General features: G+C 72.7%; 15 protein-coding genes. 12 read left to right on the plus strand and 3 right to left on the minus strand.

Going from position 1 to position 18,741, the window contains the following annotated elements; translation table 11 throughout:
* Positions 1 to 67 precede the first annotated feature (67 nt).
* From ABUW04_RS32690 to ABUW04_RS32730, 9 genes are all read left to right on the plus strand, one after another.
* Positions 68 to 2,308 (plus strand): tetratricopeptide repeat protein, encoded by a 2,241-nt coding sequence (locus tag ABUW04_RS32690; protein ID WP_380568085.1) that lies wholly within the window; start codon positions 68 to 70, stop codon positions 2,306 to 2,308.
* Positions 2,309 to 2,527: 219 nt separating this feature from the next.
* The gene (gene ald, locus ABUW04_RS32695; protein WP_030265076.1) at positions 2,528 to 3,643 is read left to right on the plus strand and encodes an alanine dehydrogenase; all 1,116 of its coding nucleotides are present in this window, start codon (positions 2,528 to 2,530) and stop codon (positions 3,641 to 3,643) included.
* A gap of 484 nt (positions 3,644 to 4,127) precedes the next feature.
* Positions 4,128 to 5,234, plus strand: a complete 1,107-nt coding sequence (locus ABUW04_RS32700; RefSeq protein WP_380521733.1) for a ParA family protein — start codon at positions 4,128 to 4,130, stop codon at positions 5,232 to 5,234.
* Entirely contained in the window at positions 5,219 to 5,767 is a 549-nt protein-coding gene (locus tag ABUW04_RS32705) for a hypothetical protein (protein WP_198037658.1), read from the plus strand. Before ABUW04_RS32700 ends, ABUW04_RS32705 begins: the two co-directional genes overlap by 16 nt.
* A gap of 193 nt (positions 5,768 to 5,960) precedes the next feature.
* Entirely contained in the window at positions 5,961 to 6,824 is an 864-nt protein-coding gene (locus ABUW04_RS32710; protein WP_380568086.1) for a segregation and condensation protein A, read from the plus strand.
* Between the two features lie 407 nt (positions 6,825 to 7,231).
* Positions 7,232 to 7,807, plus strand: coding sequence for an SMC-Scp complex subunit ScpB (gene scpB / locus ABUW04_RS32715; protein ID WP_380568238.1), 576 nt, complete (start codon positions 7,232 to 7,234; stop codon positions 7,805 to 7,807).
* 61 nt (positions 7,808 to 7,868) lie between these two features.
* Positions 7,869 to 8,984 (plus strand): pseudouridine synthase, encoded by a 1,116-nt coding sequence (locus ABUW04_RS32720; RefSeq protein ID WP_030265091.1) that lies wholly within the window; start codon positions 7,869 to 7,871, stop codon positions 8,982 to 8,984.
* A gap of 15 nt (positions 8,985 to 8,999) precedes the next feature.
* Entirely contained in the window at positions 9,000 to 9,584 is a 585-nt protein-coding gene (locus ABUW04_RS32725; RefSeq protein WP_030265094.1) for a TetR/AcrR family transcriptional regulator, read from the plus strand.
* A 92-nt stretch (positions 9,585 to 9,676) separates the two neighbouring features.
* Positions 9,677 to 11,170: an MFS transporter gene (locus ABUW04_RS32730; protein WP_380568087.1), complete on the plus strand. Its 1,494-nt coding sequence runs from the start codon at positions 9,677 to 9,679 to the stop codon at positions 11,168 to 11,170.
* Positions 11,171 to 11,245: 75 nt separating this feature from the next.
* Here ABUW04_RS32730 and ABUW04_RS32735 read toward each other — a convergent pair whose 3' ends face one another.
* Positions 11,246 to 15,337, minus strand: a complete 4,092-nt coding sequence (locus ABUW04_RS32735; RefSeq protein WP_380568088.1) for a hypothetical protein — start codon at positions 15,335 to 15,337, stop codon at positions 11,246 to 11,248.
* A gap of 176 nt (positions 15,338 to 15,513) precedes the next feature.
* Between ABUW04_RS32735 and ABUW04_RS32740 the strand changes: the two genes are divergently transcribed.
* Positions 15,514 to 16,494 (plus strand): transcriptional regulator, encoded by a 981-nt coding sequence (locus ABUW04_RS32740; protein ID WP_380568089.1) that lies wholly within the window; start codon positions 15,514 to 15,516, stop codon positions 16,492 to 16,494.
* An 18-nt stretch (positions 16,495 to 16,512) separates the two neighbouring features.
* Here ABUW04_RS32740 and ABUW04_RS32745 read toward each other — a convergent pair whose 3' ends face one another.
* Positions 16,513 to 16,713 carry a DUF4236 domain-containing protein gene (locus ABUW04_RS32745; protein ID WP_030265108.1) on the minus strand — a complete coding sequence of 67 codons (201 nt, stop codon included), beginning with the start codon at positions 16,711 to 16,713 and terminating at the stop codon, positions 16,513 to 16,515.
* A gap of 97 nt (positions 16,714 to 16,810) precedes the next feature.
* Between ABUW04_RS32745 and ABUW04_RS32750 the strand changes: the two genes are divergently transcribed.
* Complete coding sequence (locus tag ABUW04_RS32750) at positions 16,811 to 17,131, plus strand: hypothetical protein (RefSeq protein WP_380568090.1); 321 nt, start codon at positions 16,811 to 16,813, stop codon at positions 17,129 to 17,131.
* A gap of 23 nt (positions 17,132 to 17,154) precedes the next feature.
* Here ABUW04_RS32750 and ABUW04_RS32755 read toward each other — a convergent pair whose 3' ends face one another.
* Positions 17,155 to 17,517: a DUF952 domain-containing protein gene (locus ABUW04_RS32755; RefSeq protein WP_030265114.1), complete on the minus strand. Its 363-nt coding sequence runs from the start codon at positions 17,515 to 17,517 to the stop codon at positions 17,155 to 17,157.
* Between the two features lie 86 nt (positions 17,518 to 17,603).
* Between ABUW04_RS32755 and ABUW04_RS32760 the strand changes: the two genes are divergently transcribed.
* Entirely contained in the window at positions 17,604 to 18,719 is a 1,116-nt protein-coding gene (locus tag ABUW04_RS32760; RefSeq protein ID WP_380568091.1) for a M24 family metallopeptidase, read from the plus strand.
* Positions 18,720 to 18,741: the final 22 nt, after the last annotated feature.

Below are 18,741 nucleotides of genomic sequence, written 5' to 3' on the forward strand. Positions count from 1 at the left end.
GGGTCGGTTTGTTGACGGCGGGGCGCAGCTGCGGAGCTGCGCCCCGCCGGTGAACTACGCTGCGCGAGTGGCGGAAGCTGAGGCGGCAGAGGCGCGGACGGTACGTCGGAACCAGCGGCGCGGCGCGCTGCCGCCCGCGGAGCTGCCCGACGATCCGGCGGTCTTCGCCGGTCGCCAGGCGGAGCTGGCCCAACTGCGGGACGAGGTGCGGCGGCCCGGCCTGGGCGCGGACGGGGAGGCCCCGCGCTGCCGGGTGCTGATCGTCGCCGGGCGGCGCGGCTCCGGACGCACCGCGCTGGCGGTCCGCTTCGCACGCACCGTCGCGGCGGACTACCCGGACGGCCAGTTCTTCGTCCGGATGACCGGGCCAGGCGGCGGGCCCGTCCCCGCCGAGCGGGCGGCCGAGGTGCTGCTGGAGGCGCTGGGGGAGCCCCGGCCGCCGGCCCCGCTGCCGGATCCGGACACCGAGGAGCAGGACGCCGAACAGCGGGCGGCCAGTGGCCCGGCCGCGCTGCGGGAGGCGCTGGCGGGGCGTCAGGTGCTGCTGGTGCTGGACGATGTGACGCAGGTGGAGCAGGTCGAGGCACTGCTGCCGCCGTCCGACGGCTGCCTGGTGGTGGCGGTGACCTCCGGGCCGCTGACCGGTCTGGCCGACGCCCGCCCGGTGGTGATCGGCGGTCTGGGGGCCTCCGCGGCCACCGCGGTGCTGGTGGCGCACGCCGGGGACACCCGGATCGTCTGCGACCCGGTGGCGGCGCGGACCCTGGCCGAGACGCTGGCCTGCCACCCGATGGCGCTCTGCCTGGTCGGCGGCTGGCTCAGGGCCAGGCCCAGGGCCTCGGTCACCGACGTACTGCGGCTGCTGGCGGCCCACCCCGCCGAGCGGCCCCGGGTACCCTCGCACGAACCCGAGGCGACCGGGCCCGGCGGGAGGGACACCTCCGAACCCGAGGCGGCCGGACTTCGCGGGCGGGACACCCCCGAGCCGCTGCGGGTGGTGCTGGCCAAGCGGCCCGGGGCCGCCGAACCCGGTGTCGAGCCGCTGCTGCGCGCCTTCGACCTGGTCCGTGACGGACTGCCGGCCCAGGCCGCCCGGCTGCTGCGGCTGCTGACACTGGCCCCCGGCGGGGTGGCCGATCCGCGCACCGCCTCGGCGCTGCTGGGCTGCCCGGTGGACGCCGCGGAGGTGCACCTGGCGACGCTGGCCGAGCAGCAGCTGCTGCGTCCGGTCGGCGCCCGCGGGCGCCACGAGCTGCCGGGCTGCCTGCGCGAACCGCTGGCCGTGCTGCTCGTGGAGGACCGGCCGGCCGAGACCGAGCTGGCCCGGGCCCGGCTGCTGGAGCGGCTCACCCGGCTGCTCACCGCCTGCTGCCACCAGCTGGCCCCGGCCGGGGGGCCCGCCCCGGACCCGCTGCCCGGGCCGCTGCGCTTCTCCGGGTCGGCCGAGGCCTGGCAGTGGCTGGACACCGAACTGCCGGTGCTGCGGGCGGCCCTGGACACCGCGGTGGCCGACGGCGCGCTGGACGGCCTGGCGATGCGGCTGGCCACCGCCCTGGTCCGGGCGCTGCCGCTGTGGGCCGGCGGCCCGGAGCCGGTTGCCGCGGACCTCTACGCCCTGCACGGCACGGTGCTGGAGCTGGCCCTGCGCGGCGGGCTGCACCGGCAGCAGGCGGCCGCGCTGGTCAATCTGGGTGACCTGCACGCCACGGCGGGCCAGCACCGCCGCGCGCTGGAGCGCTACCGCTCGGCGCTGGGCCCGGCCCGCGCCGCCGACGACCATGTCGCGGTCTGCCGGATCCTGGAGGCGGTCGCCGGGGCGTTCCGGGCCTCGGGCGACCTGGTCCGGGCCGCGGACTGGTACGGCCGGGCGCTGGGGCTGCGGCGCAGGCGCGGCGAGCAGGCCGACGAGGTGCGGCTGCTGGGCCGGCTCGCCGCCGCGCACACCGCGCAGGGGCGGACCGGTGACGCGCTGAAGGACTACCGGGCGGCCGCGGCGCTGCACCGCAAGCTCGGCGACCCGGCCGGGGCGGTCGGGGCGACCCTCGGTGCGGCCCGGGTGCAGGAGCTGGCTGGCAACCCGGACCAGGCGGTGCGCACGCTGCGGGACGCGCTGGAGGAGGCGCGCGGGGTGGCCGGTCCGCCGGGTGCCCGGCTGCAGACCCAGGTGCTGCTGCGGACCGCCGAGGCGCTGGAGCGGGCCGGCGACGCCGAGGGCGGCCGGGCCCGGCGCGAGCAGGCGGCGGCGCTGGGGCTGCCGCAGCGGCGGCGGAGCGGGGAGGCCGCGACGCACCCGGTCGTTACGGAGTGATTGCGGTTGTGTGAGCGATTTGGTGCTTTTGGTAGCACTTGTTAACGCCCGCCACCGCGCAAGCCTACGAAACTGCCAACCGATCGTATTCTTTTGGTCAGATTGGAAGGCTGCCGCAATCCCCGGGCTTCATTACACTCGGAAGTGCCGCAACCAGTGCGCGGCCACCGTCGGCGTATCCGCCGGCGGACCCCCGATGTGCAAGGGACGTGTTTAGCCGTGAAGGTCGGCATCCCCCGCGAGGTCAAGAACCACGAGTACCGCGTGGCCATCACGCCCGCCGGCGTGCACGAGCTGGTCCGCAACGGACACCAGGTCGTCGTGGAGCAGAACGCCGGAGTCGGCTCCTCCATCACCGACGAGGAGTACGTCTCCGCCGGTGCCGAGATCCTCGCCACCGCCGACGAGGTCTGGGCCGCCGCCGACCTGCTGCTCAAGGTCAAGGAGCCCATCGCCGAGGAGTACCACCGCCTCCGCAAGGGCCAGACCCTGTTCACCTACCTTCACCTGGCCGCCTCGCGGGAGTGCACCGACGCGCTCCTCGCCTCCGGCACCACCGCCATCGCCTACGAGACCGTGCAGCTGGCCAACGGCGCCCTGCCGCTGCTCGCGCCGATGTCCGAGGTCGCGGGCCGGCTGGCCCCGCAGGTCGGCTCGTACCACCTGATGCGCCCGGCCGGCGGCCGCGGCACCCTGCCGGGCGGCGTGCCCGGCACCCACGCGGCCAAGGCCGTGGTCATCGGCGGCGGCGTCTCCGGCTGGCACGCGGCCACCATCGCCATCGGCATGGGCTACGACGTGACCCTGCTGGACCGCGACATCAACAAGCTCCGCGAGGCCGACAAGATCTTCGGCAACCGGATCAAGGCGATCTCCTCCAACGCCTTCGAGCTGGAGAAGGCGGTGCTGGAGGCCGACCTGGTCATCGGCGCGGTGCTGATCCCCGGCGCCAAGGCCCCCAAGCTGGTCACCAACGAGCTGGTCTCGCGGATGAAGCCGGGCTCGGTGCTGGTCGACATCGCCATCGACCAGGGCGGCTGCTTCGAGGACTCGCGGCCCACCACGCACGCCGACCCGACCTTCACGGTCCACAACTCGGTCTTCTACTGCGTCGCCAACATGCCCGGCGCGGTGCCCAACACCTCCACCTACGCGCTGACCAACGCGACGATGCCGTACATCGTCGAGCTGGCCAACCGCGGCTGGAAGGAGGCCTGCAACCGTGACGCGGCGCTGGCCAAGGGCCTCAACGCGCACGAGGGCCAGCTGACCTACCGTGAGGTGGCCGAGGCGCACGGGCTCAGCTCGGTCGACCTGGCCGACGTACTGGCCTGAGGCATAGTCCAAAACGTAGGGCGGAGCACCCCGGTGCTCCGCCCTACGGCGTGCCCGGGGGCCCGTCGTAGCGGGGCGAATGGTCTCAATGTCGACAGATCGTCAACTTTCTGACCGGGATCTCACTCCCGTGCAGATGTGATGACGGTGGCCCGAAGAGCTGTACTGCCGCCTGATCTCTGGCATCGTGGCGGGGTGCGGGGCTGTCGTCGGCCACTGAGCAGTGATCTAGTCATATCGACATGTTGGTTCGTGCATCACTGGTGTGGTGGTTGGCGCTACTGTGTCGTTGCTAGGCTGCGGCACGGCACATGCCGCCCATTGGAGGGGGCAAGCCCCAAAGCCCCACCAAACGATTCCGGTGTCAACGGCGGTCGCCAAGGAGGTAAGACGACTTGTGAATGAGTCGACATTTGCTCCCGGGGGTGGTCAGCCAGGACTGGTGCAGGACGTCGCCGGTCCCTCCGGGGAGGAGTCGATGGACGTGCGCACTTTTGACGCCCGCCAGGCGACACCCGAGTACGACACCCACCACTACCCCGGTCAGGCCGATCCCTACCAGGCCGGCGCGCGCCACTCCGACGTGCCCGAGCCGGCGGTCTACAACGCGACGGCCTACGACGCCGTCGAACCGGGCCTGGTCTACGCCGAGCTGCCGGATGGTCAGTTCTACGACCCCGACGCCGAGTACGAGCCCGACCCGGAGTACGCCGCCACGCTGGCGCCCGACGCGGCCCGGCAGCGCCGCGAGCGGGTCGGCCCCACCGGCCGTCCGCTGCCGTACTTCCCGATCCCCTCGCCGCTCACCGAGCACGGTCCGGCCAAGATCGTGGCGATGTGCAACCAGAAGGGCGGGGTCGGCAAGACCACCTCGACCATCAACCTGGGTGCGGCGCTGGCCGAGTACGGCCGGCGGGTGCTGCTGGTCGACTTCGACCCGCAGGGCGCGCTCTCGGTCGGCCTCGGCGTCAACCCGATGGAACTGGACCTGACGGTCTACAACCTGCTCATGGAGCGGGGCCTGACGGCCGACGAGGTGCTGCTGAAGACCGCCGTCCCCGGCATGGACCTGCTGCCCTCCAACATCGACCTGTCGGCCGCCGAGGTGCAGCTGGTCAGCGAGGTGGCCCGGGAGTCCGCGCTGGCGCGGGCGCTGAAGCCGCTGCTGCCGGACTACGACTACGTCATCATCGACTGCCAGCCCTCGCTGGGCCTGCTCACGGTCAACGCGCTGACCGCGGCGCACAGCGTCATCGTGCCGCTGGAGTGCGAGTTCTTCGCACTGCGCGGGGTCGCCCTGCTCACCGAGACCATCGAGAAGGTCTGCGAGCGGCTCAACCCCGACCTGCGCCTGGACGGCATCCTGGCGACCATGTACGACTCCCGCACGGTGCACAGCCGCGAGGTGCTGGCCCGGGTCGTCGAGGCCTTCGGCGAGCACGTCTTCCACACCGTCATCGGCCGCACGGTGCGCTTCCCGGAGACCACGGTGGCCGGCGAGCCGATCACCACCTACGCCTCCAACTCGGTCGGCGCCGCCGCGTACCGCCAGCTCGCCAGGGAGGTGCTCGCCCGGTGCCCCGTCGAGTGAGCCTCCCGGGAGCGGACGAACTGTTCCGGACCACCGGGGGGATGTCGCTCACGCCCGCGCCCCGCTCCTCCGAAGCACCGGCAGGCCGGTCGACGGAGGCAGCCGCGGAGCCGGAGGGCGAGCACGCCTCCGGCGAGAAGGCGGCCCAGGCCGCGGCGCCGGCGTCGGCGCCGGTGGCCCCGCAGCGTCGGCCGCTGGCCAACGGGGCGGCCTCCGGCGTGCCGGGCGGACAGCCCGCACCGCAGCACAACGGCACCCCCGCGCCGGCGGCGGACGCCGCGGCCCGGCGCAAGCCGCGGGGGGGCGGGCGGTCCCGCCCCACCGGGCGGGAGCGGCACGAGGAGAAGATCACGGTCTATGTCTCCGCCGAGGAGCTGATCGATCTGGAGCACGCCCGGCTGGTGCTGCGCGGCGAGCACGGGCTCGCGGTGGACCGCGGCCGGATAGTGCGGGAGGCCGTCGCGGTGGTGCTGGCCGATCTGGAGCAGCGGGGCGAGGCCAGCATCCTGGTGCGGCGGCTGCGCGGGCGGTAGTGCCGTTTTCGGGTGCGGGCTGTGCGGGGTTTGTCGCGCAGTTCCCCGCGCCCCTGGGGGGTGCAACGTCCCCACTGCGATTCAGTTGCAGCACCGTAGGGGCGCGGGGAACTGCGCGACAAACCACGCACATGCCGCAGCCGGGTCCGGGTCGTGATCACCCACTGTCCGCCCGGGGCTCTACGCTGAGCCCGTGAGCGCACCCCCCGTCCCGGTACCTGCCGCCGCGCCTCCCGAGGAGGAGGCGCCGTCGGGCGGGTTCCTGGTGCGCCTGGACAACTTCGAGGGGCCGTTCGACCTGCTGCTGAGCCTGATCGCCAAGCACAAGATGGACGTCACCGAGGTCTCGCTGTCGCGGGTCACCGACGAGTTCATCGCCCACATCCGGGCCATGGGCCCGGACTGGGACCTGGACCTGGCCAGCGAGTTCCTGGTGGTCGCGGCGACCCTGCTGGACCTGAAGGCGGCCCGGCTGCTCCCGGTCGCCGAGCTGGAGGACGAGGAGGACCTGGCCCTGCTGGAGGCCCGTGACCTGCTGTTCGCGCGGTTGCTCCAGTACCGGGCCTACAAGCAGATCGCGGCGCTGTTCGAGCAGCGCTGGGCCGAGGAGCAGAAGCGCCGCCCGCGGACCGCCGGTCTCGAGCCGCACCATGCCGCGCTGCTGCCCGAGGTGGTCATCAGCCTCACCCCCGAGGCCTTCGCCCGGCTGGCCGCCAAGGCGATGGAGCCCAAGCCCAAGCCGGTGGTCTACGTCGACCACATCCACACGCCCAAGGTCAGCGTGCGCGAGCAGGCCGCGCTGCTGCTGGAGCGGCTGCAGCAGCTCGGGCAGGCCAGCTTCCGCGTCCTGACCGAGGACGCCCCGGACGTGCTGACGGTGGTGGCCAGGTTTCTGGCGCTGCTGGAGCTCTACCGCGAGCGGGTGCTGCTGTTCGACCAGCCGGAGGCGCTGGGGGAACTGCTGGTGCAGTGGATCGGGGAGGAAGGGGCAGAGGTCGAGGTGAGCGAGGAGTTCGACACCGAGGGCTCCACGGCCGAGGAAGGTGGCAAGCGATGAGCGGCAACGACGACGGAACCCAGGCCGGCGGACGGCGGCGGCTGGGCATGCCCGGCCGGCCGCGGCCGGGGGAGTACCTGGAGAACGCCTGGATCGAGGAGGGGACCTGGGTCGAACCCGACCCGGTGCAGCCCGATCCGGTGCCCGCGCCGCGCCCGCAGCCGGTCCCCGAGCCCTTCCCGCAGCCGACGCCGGAGCCCGACCCGATCCCCAAGCCGGTCCCGGAGCCCCCGCCGGAGCCGGCACCGGGTCCGGACCCGATTCCGGACCCGGTGCCGTCGCCGCCGGTCCCGCCGCTGCCGCCGCATCCACCGCTGCCGGACCCCGAGCCGCTGCCGCTGCCCGAGCCGGGGCCGCTCACGGCCGGGAGCCCGGCCGGGCTCGACGTGCCGAGCGCCGTCGCCTCGATGGAGCTGAAGCCGGCGCTGGAGGCGATCCTGATGGTGGTCGTCGAGCCGACGACCACCGCCCAGCTGGCCGAGGTGCTGGAGCGGCCCAGGCGGGCCGTGGAGCGGGCGCTGCGCGAGCTGGCCGCCGAGTACACCGAGCAGGGGCGCGGATTCGAGCTGCGCTTCGTGGCCGGGGGCTGGCGCTACTACAGCCGTGCGGCCTGTTCCCCGGCGGTGGACCGCTTCGTCCTGGACGGCCAGCACGCCCGGTTGACGCAGGCCGCGCTGGAGACGCTGGCGGTCATCGCGTACCGGCAGCCGGTGTCCAGATCGCGGGTGTCCGCCGTCCGTGGTGTGAACTGTGACGGCGTCATGCGTACCCTTGTGCAGAGGGGTCTGGTCGAGGAGACCGGGTCCGAACCGGAAACAGGAGCCATCCTGTACCGGACGACGCAAACATTTTTGGAACGGATGGGGCTGCGCGGCCTTGACGAGCTGCCGGAGCTGGCCCCCTTCCTGCCTGAGGCCGACGACGTGGAAGCGGACTCGCAGGAGGGCTCAGCGATCGCCGAGGCGGTCGCCACGAGCAGGTGACAGGCAGTGACACCCGCCCTGGGACGCGGCCCCGACGACGGATTCGACAACGGACTTCTTGATGCGTAGCGGTAGTGGCAACAACGGTAGGAACAGCAGCGGCGGCGGTGGCGGCCGCAGTGGGGGCGGTGCTCCGCGCGGGGCCGGCGGCGGCCGCGGCGGGCAGCGCGGCGGCTCGACCAATGACAACAAGCGCCGCAGCGGCAGCGGTTGGGAGAAGGAGGCGCCGCGTCCCGAGCAGCGCTCCTACGACCGTCCCGAGTACGGCGCCAAGGCGCCCGGCGCGGGCCGCTCGGTCGGCCAGATCCGCCCCGGCGGCCTGGGCGGCGGGGCCGGCGCCAAGCGCGGTCCGGCCAAGCCGGTGCGCTCGCGCGAGCTGCAGGCCAAGGTCGAGGACGCGGTGCGGGCCCGGCACGACAAGCCGGCCGTGAAGCTGCCGAAGACGCACGGCGAGCCCGAGGGCGAGCGGCTGCAGAAGGTGCTGGCCCGGGCCGGCATGGGCAGCCGTCGCGCCTGCGAGGAGCTGATCGAGCAGGGCCGCGTCGAGGTCAACGGCGAGCGGGTGCGCGAGCAGGGCAAGCGGGTCGACCCGGCGCACGACGAGATCAAGGTGGACGGGCTGACCGTCGCCACCCAGTCGTACCTGTTCTTCGCGCTGAACAAGCCGGCCGGCGTGGTGGCCACCATGGAGGACCCGGACGGCCGCCAGTGCCTGGGCGACTACGTGAACAACCGGGAGACCCGGCTGTTCCACGTGGGCCGGCTGGACACCGAGACCGAGGGCATCATCCTGCTCACCAACCACGGCGAGCTGGCGCACCGGCTGACCCACCCCAAGTACGGGGTGACCAAGACCTACCTGGCCGCGATCCAGGGCCCGATCCCGCGCGACCTGGGCAAGCAGCTGGCCAAGGGCGTCGAGCTGGAGGACGGCTGGGCCCGGGCCGACAGCTTCAAGGTGGTGCAGAACGTCGGCAAGAACTACCTGGTCGAGGTGAGCCTGCACGAGGGCCGCAAGCACATCGTGCGCCGGCTGCTGGCCGAGGTCGGCTACCCGGTCGAGAAGCTGGTCCGGGTGCAGTTCGGCCCGATCGCGCTGGGCGACCAGAAGTCCGGGTGGCTCCGCCGCCTGACCAACCCCGAGGTCGGCCAGCTGATGAAGGCCGTCGGGCTGTAGGGGACAGGGGAAGCGATGACCGCGACGGTGCGCCGTTCCCGGCTCAGCAGTGAGCGGGAGGCCGAGCTCTACCAGGCTGTGATCGAGCTGGTGCGCGAGGTCGGGTACGAGGCCATGACCATGGACGCCGTCGCGGCCCGCAGCAAGTCCAGCAAGGCCACCCTGTACCGGCAGTGGCAGGGCAAGCCGGAGCTGGTGGCCGCCGCGATGCGGCACAACCGGCCGGTGAAGACCTCCGACGTGGACACCGGCAGCCTGCGCGGTGACCTGCACCGGCTGGCCGACGAGGTCGGCGACGCGGCCGAGCACGACACCGCGTTCATGGGCGCCATCGGCCATGCCGTGAGCACCAACCCGGACCTGGCGGCCGCCCTGCAGGAGATGTTGATCGACCCGGAGCGGGCCAAGCTGGAGGCCATGGTCCGGCGCGCGGTGGACCGCGGCGAGATCGCCGCGGACACCCCGGCCGTGGAGTTCTTCGCCCACATGATGCTGGGCGCGGTGATCGGCCGGAAGTTCCTGGAGGGCCGCTTCGCCGACCGGGACTACCTGGCCCGTTACGTCGACGCGGTGGTCCTGCCCGCGCTCGGTGTTGCCTGACTCACACTCACGACCTATCGAAACGCTTGAGTTTCGATAGGTCGCGTTCTAGGGTGATTGGGTACGAAACCGTTTCGTTCGGAGAGAGACCCATGACCCAGACCACCGTCGGCGCCCGCACCGACACCCCGTCCGGCGTGAAGCCTGCCTCCACGCACCGCTGGTGGGTGCTGGCCGTCATCGCCCTCGCCCAGCTGATGGTCGTGCTCGACGCGACCGTGATGAACATCGCGCTGCCTTCGGCCCAGCACGCGCTCGGCTTCAACGACAGCGACCGGCAGTGGGTCATCACCGCCTACTCGCTGGCCTTCGGCAGCCTGCTGCTGATCGGCGGACGCCTGGCCGACCTGATCGGCCGCAAGACCGTGTTCCTGGTCGGGGTGGTCGGCTTCGCCGTGGCCTCGGCGCTGGCCGGTGCGGCCGGCAACTTCGAGGTCCTGGTCATCGGACGGGCCCTGCAGGGCATGTTCGGCGCCCTGCTGGCACCCGCCGCCCTCTCCCTGCTCAACACCACCTTCACCGACGCCAAGGAGCGCGCCAAGGCGTTCGGCATCTACGGCGCCATCGCCGGCGCCGGCGGCGGGCTGGGGCTGCTGCTCGGCGGGCTGCTCACCGAGCACCTCAGCTGGCGCTGGACCCTCTACGTCAACCTGGTCTTCGCGGTGATCGCCCTGATCGGCGGCCTGATCCTGCTCAAGCCCGGCGCCCCGGCCGACCGTCCCAAGCTGGACATCCCCGGCACGCTGCTGGTCACCGCCGGGCTCTTCGGCCTGGTCTACGGCTTCTCCAACGCCGAGACGCACCACTGGTCCTCCCCGATGACCTGGGGCTTCCTGGTCGCCGGCGCCGTGCTGGTGGCCGCCTTCGGCTGGTGGCAGACGCGTGCCTCGCACCCGCTGCTGCCGCTGCGGGTGCTGTTCGACCGCAACCGCGGCGCCTCGTTCCTGGCCGTCGGCATCTCCGGCGCGGGCATGTTCGGGGTGTTCCTGTTCCTGACCTACTACCTGCAGGTCTCGCGGCACTACACCCCGGTCAGCACCGGCCTGGCGTTCCTGCCGATGATCGGTGCGCTGATCGTCACCGCGCAGATCTCCACCATCGTGCTGATCCCGCGGATCGGCCCCAAGCCGGTGGTCCCGCTGGGCATGGGCCTGGCGGCGGCCGGCATGGTGCTGCTCACCGGCCTCGGCATGAACAGCGGCTACGTCACCACGGTGCTGCCGGCGCTGGTGATCACCGGTCTGGGGCTGGGGCTGGTGATGCCCCCGGCGATGAGCCTGGCCACCGACCGGATCGACCCGGCGGACGCCGGCGTCGCCTCGGCGACGGTCAACACCATGCAGCAGATCGGCGGCTCCATCGGCACCGCGCTGCTGAACACCCTCGCCTCCAGCGCCGCCACCAGCTACCTGGTCGGCAAGACGCCGAGCCCGACCGTGCTGGCCCAGGCGCAGCTGCACAGCTACAGCACCGCCTACTGGTGGTCGGCCGGGTTCTTCGTGGTCGGCCTGGTGCTCACCGGCGTGCTCTACCGCCGCGGGAAGATCTCGGTGGACCCGGACGCCCCGGCCGCCGTGCACATGTGACGGAACGTCCGCCGGGCCCGTCCGCACCGATCTCGGTGCGGGCGGGCCCGGCGGTCTTCGTGGTTCAGCGGGCGGTCAGTAGCTGAACTGCTGGATCTGGGTCCCGTCGGGGCCGTAGGTCCAGCCGGTGCGGGTGGCCGGGTCGAGCTGGACGGCCGGCTCGGTGGTCGCGTCGAAGGCCGAGCCGAACCCCTGGATGAAGTTGGAGTCGGACAGGGTCTTCAGTACGGCTCCGGTGCTGAGGTCGACCACGTCGAGCTGGCTCATCGCGTTGCTGTCGGTGGTCTGCGCGAACGGCTGGCCCAGGACCACCTTCCCCAGCGGAGTGCCGTAGGCCACCACCGCCACGTTGTGGACGCTGTCCACGGCGAAGGCCAGCGGGCTCTCCTGGCGCTGCGTCAGCGAACCGGCCGGGGCCAGCGTGGACTCGTCGAAGCCGACCAGGCCGGTGGTGCCGGGGAAGTTGACGCTGATCGCGGTGTAGCCCAGCAACCAGCTGCTGGTGCCGTTCTGTGAGGAGGCGAACTGGACCCCGCACCGGGTGGCGGACGTCGGCGCGTCCGTCACCGTCCCGGTGTCCAGGTCGACATCGGCCACCTGGGCGGTGCCCGGGCCGAAGCAGAGCCCGCCGCCGCCCAGGTGGGCCACCTGGAACAGGCCGGTGGAGCGGTCCACGTCCATTCCGTAGAAGTAGGCGCCGCGCTTCTGGGCGGTGGTGGTGTCCAGTGCGACCGGGCTGCCCGCGGTGGCGGTGGACAGGTCCAGCGGGATCAGCTGGTCCACATTGCCCGGCTTGGCCCACACCAGCAGCGCGGCCCGGTGCCGGGCCGGGTCGACCCTGCCGCCGAGCAGGATGTCCTGACTGCTCGTCAGGGTGATCGGGGAGCCGATCTCGGTGTCGCTGCCCAGGTCCCAGACCTCCACGCTCTGGGCCTTGCTGGAGACCCAGTGGGTCAGCAGCACGGTGTGGGCCACCGGGTCCACGCCCAGAACGCCGTAGCCGGCCGTCGCGGTAGTGTCGCTGGTGATCACCGCGCCGTACCGGCCGGTGGCCGGGTCGTAGTGGCGCACCGAGGTCCCGGTGCTGCCGGTGGAGCCGCTGACCGCGGCGACCGAGTCGGTACCCGCGGTGACGAAGTCGGTGACGGTGCCGCCGCCGGGGGCCGGCCCGTCGTCGACGATCAGTGCCGAGGACGGGGAGGCCTGCCCGGTCGCCGTGCCGTCCTTGTCGACCGGGACGATGCGGACGTTGTACTGCACCGAGGTGGCCAGACCGAGCTTGAGCGCGTCCAGCTCCACCGTGCCCGATCGGCCCGGCAGTTGCCGGTAGACCACCGAGCCGGTGTCGAAGCCGTCGCCGTCGCGGCCCACCCCGTTCTGGGCGGTGAAGGTGTTGAGCGAGCCGTAGAGGGTGGGGGCGGGGGCGGAGATCTCCAGCACCGCGCCGCGGGCGTTGTCAGTGCTGTAGTGCAGAGTGAACCCAGGAGCGGAGCGGGTGACCGTGACGGTGTGTCCGGTCGGCTGTCCCGGGGCGCCCAGGGTCGGCGCGTCCGGACGGCTGCTCGCAGCGGCCGCCTGCACCCGGATCGGGGCGAACTCCCCGTAGACCGGCACCTGGGGCTGCTCGTTGTTCTGGATGATGCCGACGCCGTAGATCCCGCCGCCGCCTGTGAAGGCCGAGGCCGGGATGGTGACGGTGCCCTCGGTGGCGCTGAGCTGCGCGGTCCAGGCCGGGTTGAACAGCGGGGCCAGGGCCGGGTTCCAGTGGCCGACGGTGGAGAGCACCAGCTCCGGCGAGCTGACGTTCCTGACGCCGGACAGGTCGTAGTGGACGGTGACGCTGTCGCCCGCCCTGGCCACGGTCCGGACGGTGGGCGCGGCGGCCTCGGTGACGGTGCCGTCGCTGGCGGTGAAGGTCAGCCGGCCGCTCTGCTCGGCGCTGCGGCCGTCGTGGTCGCGGACGGTGAAGGTGTAGTCGACGGTACGGGCGGTGGTGGCGACCACGGGCAGCCCGGCGGCAGCCAGCAGTTGGGCCGGGGTGGCCCGGATCGAGGGGGTGTCGGAATGGAAGGTGGTGCGGCCGACGGTGAGGGTGTAGTCGGCTTCCCGGCCGGCGCTCCGGTCCGGGTAGGAGATGTCGGCGGCGATGGTGACCGGGCCGCTCAGGCCCTGGCCGGTGGCGTTGCCGTCGCCGTCCACCGGGCCGGCCAGGTCGACGGCGCCGGGGTCGGTGTACTCGACGAAGGTGCCGCCGAGGCCGCCGATGGTGACCCGGTGGGCCACCGAGATCCGGTCGATCACCGGGTCCTTGCCGCCCTTGCCGCCCTTGGCGGCCGGCAGCAGGGACTCGACGGCGGCGGTCAGGTCTAGCTGCGGGCCGACCTGGAGGTCCTGGTCGATCTGGGCCGGGGTGCCGACCGGGCGGGCGGTGCGCACCAGCAGGTCGCGGATCTGATGGGGCGTCAGCGTGCGTCCGGTCAGCCGGGCGGTCTGCTGCACCACCGCCGCTGCTGCGGCGATCTCCGGGGCGGACGCGGAGGTGCCGCCGCTGAGGAAGACGCCCACCGACTGGGCGGTGGAGCCGCTGTGCTCGAAGGCGGGGATGTTGTCGCTCGGCGCGGAGAGGTTGATCCGGGTGCCGAATCCCGAGGAGAAGTCCCCGGAGCCGCTGATCCGGGTCTCGGCCACGGTGGCCGCCCCCGAGGCGCCGTCGGCCAGGGTGTCGTCGGTGGTGCTGCCGCCGGCCGCGATGGCGCCGCTGTCCAGCACCTCGCTGGGGGTGGTGGAGGCCGCGTCGTCGTCGACGCTGGTGGTCGCGGAGGCGTTGCGGGTGACGTCGGTGGGCGTACTGCCGCCGTCGGGGCCCACCGAGGCCGGGGTGTAGAGACGGGTGCCGTCGTTGGCGGACACCGTCACCGTGATGCCGTACCGGTGCACGATGGTGGCGATGATCGACTGCATCGCCGGGTCGTCCTCCAGGTAGCGCCCCGCGAAGCCGGTGGTGTCGGTGCCGAAGCCCAGGCTGGCGTTGATCACGTCGGGGCGCGGCGTCTGCCGGGCGGCGGCCAGCAGCGCGGTGCCGACCTGGTCCATGGTCGGCTCGCTCGGCACCACCAGGCGGTAGGAGGCTCCGGGGGCGATGCCGAGCAGGTCGGTCAGCCCGTCGCCGGTGTTCTCCGAGCGCTGCTGGTCGTGCGGCAGCGGCGACATGACGCCGAAGTCCAGCAGGATCTCGCCGTCGGTGGCGTCCTGGTTCTCGGTGGAACCGGTGGGGTCCAGGGTGCCGGAGGCGTCCGCGGTCCAGGTCGGGATCAGCGGCATCGAGGGGATGTCGAGGTAGCGCTGGCCGTTGCGGACCACGGTGGTGGGGCCGTTGGACGCGACGTAGGTGTCACCGGCGTCGGCCATCGACTGGTCGGTGAGGTCGCCGATCGAGACATTGGTGATGATCTCCCCGGCGCCGGGGAGCTGGCCGTAACGGCTGGTCAGATCGGTGTAGGCGCCCATGGCGTCGACACCGCCGGCGTTCAGCCAGCTCTCCAGGGAGGAGGTCAGCCCGTAGTTGGTGGGCAGTTGCGCGGTCGAGGGCGCGGAGGCGGCCTGCCGGGCCAGCTCGGCGGCGTCGGCATCGGCCGTGGTGGCCGCGGCTGCGGGCAGTCGGGTGGAGCCGCTGCTCATACCGGACACATAGCGGTTGGGCTCGGCGCTCACCACGCCGTCCACCGCGGCCAGTCGGGTCGCCGCGGCCGCCGAGTCGCGGTCGGCCAGGTCGGCGACGACCAGGCTCGCGGTGAGCGGGTGCAGCGCGGTGGCGTGCAGTCCGGCGAGGGCGGTGTTGAGGGCGGAACTGGAGGTGGGCGCGGTGCTGCGGGTCTTCCCGCTGGTCAGGGCGGTCTGCGGCGACAGCTGCAGGACGACCTGTCCGGGGACCACCTGTCCGGCCTTCTGGGCGGCGCCCTTGGCGGTGCCGGGCTTCCAGCTGCTGCCCAGGGCGGGTCGGCCCTCGGCAGCGGCCGGGGCGGACGCCTTGGGGGCGGCCGGCGGCGTCGGAGTGCCGGGAGCCACCGGGGCGGCCGCGGCCAGACCGGTGGTGACGCTGATCAGCGCCCCGGTCACGGCGAGCAGGGCCAGCGCCCGGGTCGGCGCGCTGGATATGGACCAGTTCATTCAAGTCCCTTCGGGCAATTCGGGATCGGGGCGCCGCCTGGCTCTGGGATTCGCTCGGAGGGTGCGATTCCGGCAACTGCGTGGCAGCAACTTGTCAGGTGCGCGAGATGTGGCACAAGATGGCCAGCTGACGGATAGTCGCCAAGCGGCGCAAGTACGCCAGATGGACCCGACAAGTGAGGTCAGCCGTGTTCGAGTCGGTGGGACTCCCGGAGCCCGATGGTGCGGTCTACGCCGCCCTGGTCGCACATCCGCAGGTGACGGCAACCGAGTTGGGGCAGCTCTGCGGCCTTTCGCCGACCCTGACCGGGCGCTCGCTGGCGCGGTTGGTGCGGGCCGGGATCGCCAGCCGGATCTCCGGACGGACCGTCACCTTCCTTGCCGCGGCGCCCGATGTGGCTATTGGATCGCTGATCGGCCAGCAGGAGGAGGTGCTGCGGCAGGCCAGGTCGGAGGTCCACTCCCTGATGGAGACCTACCGGGAGGCCTCCCGCTACACCCACCCCGCCCAGTCGGTGGAGGTGCTGACCGGGCGGGAGAACATCGGCCACCGGGTCAACCAGCTCCAGGAGGGCGCCCGCGAGCAGGTCTGCGGCTTCGACCGGCCGCCGTACCTGAACCACCCCGGGTTCAACCTGCGCAGGGTGCGGCGCCGGCTGCGGGAGGGGATCGGCTACCGGGTCATCTACAGCCGTGAGGCGGTGGCCTGGCCGCAACGGCTGGAGAACGACATCCTGGTGAGCTGCGCGGAGGGCGAACAGGCCCGGGTCCGGCCCGAGTTGCCGATGAAAATGATCATGGCGGACGCCCGGCAGGCGGTCATCCCGATCGGGGCCGAGGAGCACGCGGTGGAGGCGGCCTACGTCATCCACCCGTCCTCGCTGCTGGACGCGCTGGTCACGCTCTTCGAGGCGGAGTGGGAGCGGGCCGTGCCGATCCGGGCCACCGACGCCCCGCACGGCGAGTCGGCCCCCGACGACGACAGCCGCCGGCTGCTGGCGCTGCTCGCCTCCGGCCTCACCGACGAGGCCATCGCCCGCTCGCTGGGCTGGAGCTTCCGCACCACCCAGCGCCGACTGCAGCGGCTGATGCGCGAGTTGAGCGCGACCACCCGCTTCCAGGCCGGAATGGCGGCCCGGGAGCGGGGGTGGCTGTAGCAGCGGTCAGCGCTGTTGTCAGCGGTCGCGGCGGCGGGAACTGCGGGTGCGGCGCCAGGAGAAGGGACCGGGGAGGTCCACCGACTCGGTCCGCTGTCCCCGGTTGTTGACGGTGTAGTGCTCGTGCCGGCCGCCCGCGCTCAGCGACAGCGAATGACGGTTGATGTTGAGTCGGACACCGGGGAAGATCGGGAAGGACTTGTGGAAGCGGATGGGCATCTGAGGCTCCCTCACCTGTTCACACCTGGACGGATACGCAGGCTCGTCTGCCCCGTCGAAGCGGATTCACCGACGTGGCAAGGGGTATTGACCGGGCATGGCAGAGATCTTGGTTGAGGAGAACTTCGTCCGCATCGACGGGGACGACATGAACGCCCTGTTGAACATCCTGGACGCGGTTGATCTGGAGGCGGAGCCGACGGCGCCGCGTGACAACGACACCGGTGTCCGCTGGCAGCTCGCGGTGCACTGGCTGCCCTTCGCCCCGCCGAGCGCCGAGCGGCTGACCACCCTCGCCGGGGCCTTCGCCGAGATCCACGCCCATTTCGTGCTGGAGGGGAAGGTGCCGCCGGCGCGGGTCATCCTCTACGGGCGGGAGTCGGAGGCCATTCACATCTTCGAGCCCGAGGCGGCCTAGCCGGGGGTCCGGCTCGGGGCGGCTCAGCTCCAGGCGGCGAGGGTGGCCCAGCGGCCCGCGGTGTCGCGCTCGACCTCCAGCATCCCGGCGACGGCGGAGCGGTTGACCGGGCCGTAGATGTGCGGGAACAGCGTGGTGCCGGGGGTGCCGGGCGGCGGAGCGGGCGCCGCGGCCTCCCAGCGGACCGGGGAGTCCAGGGCGTCCTCGTCTATCAGCAGGACCATCAGCGGTCCCTGGGTGCCGGCGAAGCGGTCGTTGGCCACGGCCAGGACCGACTTCTCGTCCGGCGAGCAGTGGATGAAGCCCTCCAACGCCAGCGAGGCCGTGGCGTAGGGGCGGTCGGGGTGCGCCAGCCAGCCGTCGAGCGTCGTCAGGTGCATAATCATCTCCTCTTTCTACCCGATCCCCGCCGCTCCGGATCACCCCTTGCGCAGACTGGCAGCGGACCGGACCGCATGGTGGACTGGGCCGCATGGCCCATGACGCTGAGCTGTACCCCGCCGACCGGATCGTCCGCGCACAGAAGGCCGCCGCCGCTGCGGGCCTGGACGCCCTGCTGGTCTCGCCCGGACCGGATCTGCGCTATCTGACCGGGTACCAGGCGCTGCCGCTGGAACGGCTGACCTGCCTGGTCGCTCCGGCCGGTGGTGAGCCGTTCCTGGTGGTGCCGCTGCTGGAGCAGCCGGCCGCCGAGGCGTCGCCGGCCGGGGCGCTGGACCTGGAGATCGTCGGCTGGCACGAGACCGAGGACCCGTACCGGTTGATCGGCGAGCGGATCGGCGGGTCCGCGCGCCGGGTCGGCGTGGACAACCACATGTGGGCCGAGAAGGTCCTGGCGTTGCGCGACGCGCTGCCGGGGGTGGAGCAGGCGCTGGCCGGTGAGGTGCTCGGGGCGCTGCGGATGCGGAAGTCCGCCGCCGAGATCGAGGCGTTGCGGGCCGCGGGTGCGGCGATCGACGCGGTGCACGCGGCGGTGGGCGACTGGCTGCGGCCGGGACGGACCGAGCGCGAGGTCGGCAGGGACATCGCCGACGCCATCCTGGCGGCCGGCCACGAGACGGTCGACTTCGTGATCGTCGCCTCGGGGCCGAACGGGGCCAGCCCGCACCACGAGCTGTCCGACCGGGTGATCCGGGCCGGGGAGCCGGTGGTGGTCGACATCGGCGGCACCATGCCCTCGGGCTACTGCTCGGACTCCACCCGCGACTACTGCGTCGGCGAGGCGCCGGCCGACTACCTGCGGGCCTTCGGGGTGCTGCTGGCGGCGCAGACCGCGCAGTGCGAGTCGATCCGCCCCGGGATCACCGCGGAGCGGGTGGACGCGGTGGGCCGGGAGATCATCGCCGAGGCCGGGTACGGGGAGCAGTTCATCCACCGCACCGGCCACGGGATCGGCCTGGAGACGCACGAGGAGCCCTACATCGTCGCCGGGTCCGCCCGGCCGCTGGAGCCGGGGATGGCCTTCTCGGTCGAACCCGGCATCTACCTGCCGGGGCTGTACGGCGCCCGGATCGAGGACATCGCGGTGTGCACCGGAACGGGTGGCGAGCGCCTCAATCTGACCTCGCGTGAGCTGCGGGTGCTCTGAGGCCCGCGGCCGCTGCGGGGGC

This window comes from Streptacidiphilus jeojiensis, assembly GCF_042510965.1.
Classification (GTDB): Bacteria; Actinomycetota; Actinomycetes; order Streptomycetales; family Streptomycetaceae; genus Streptacidiphilus; species Streptacidiphilus jeojiensis.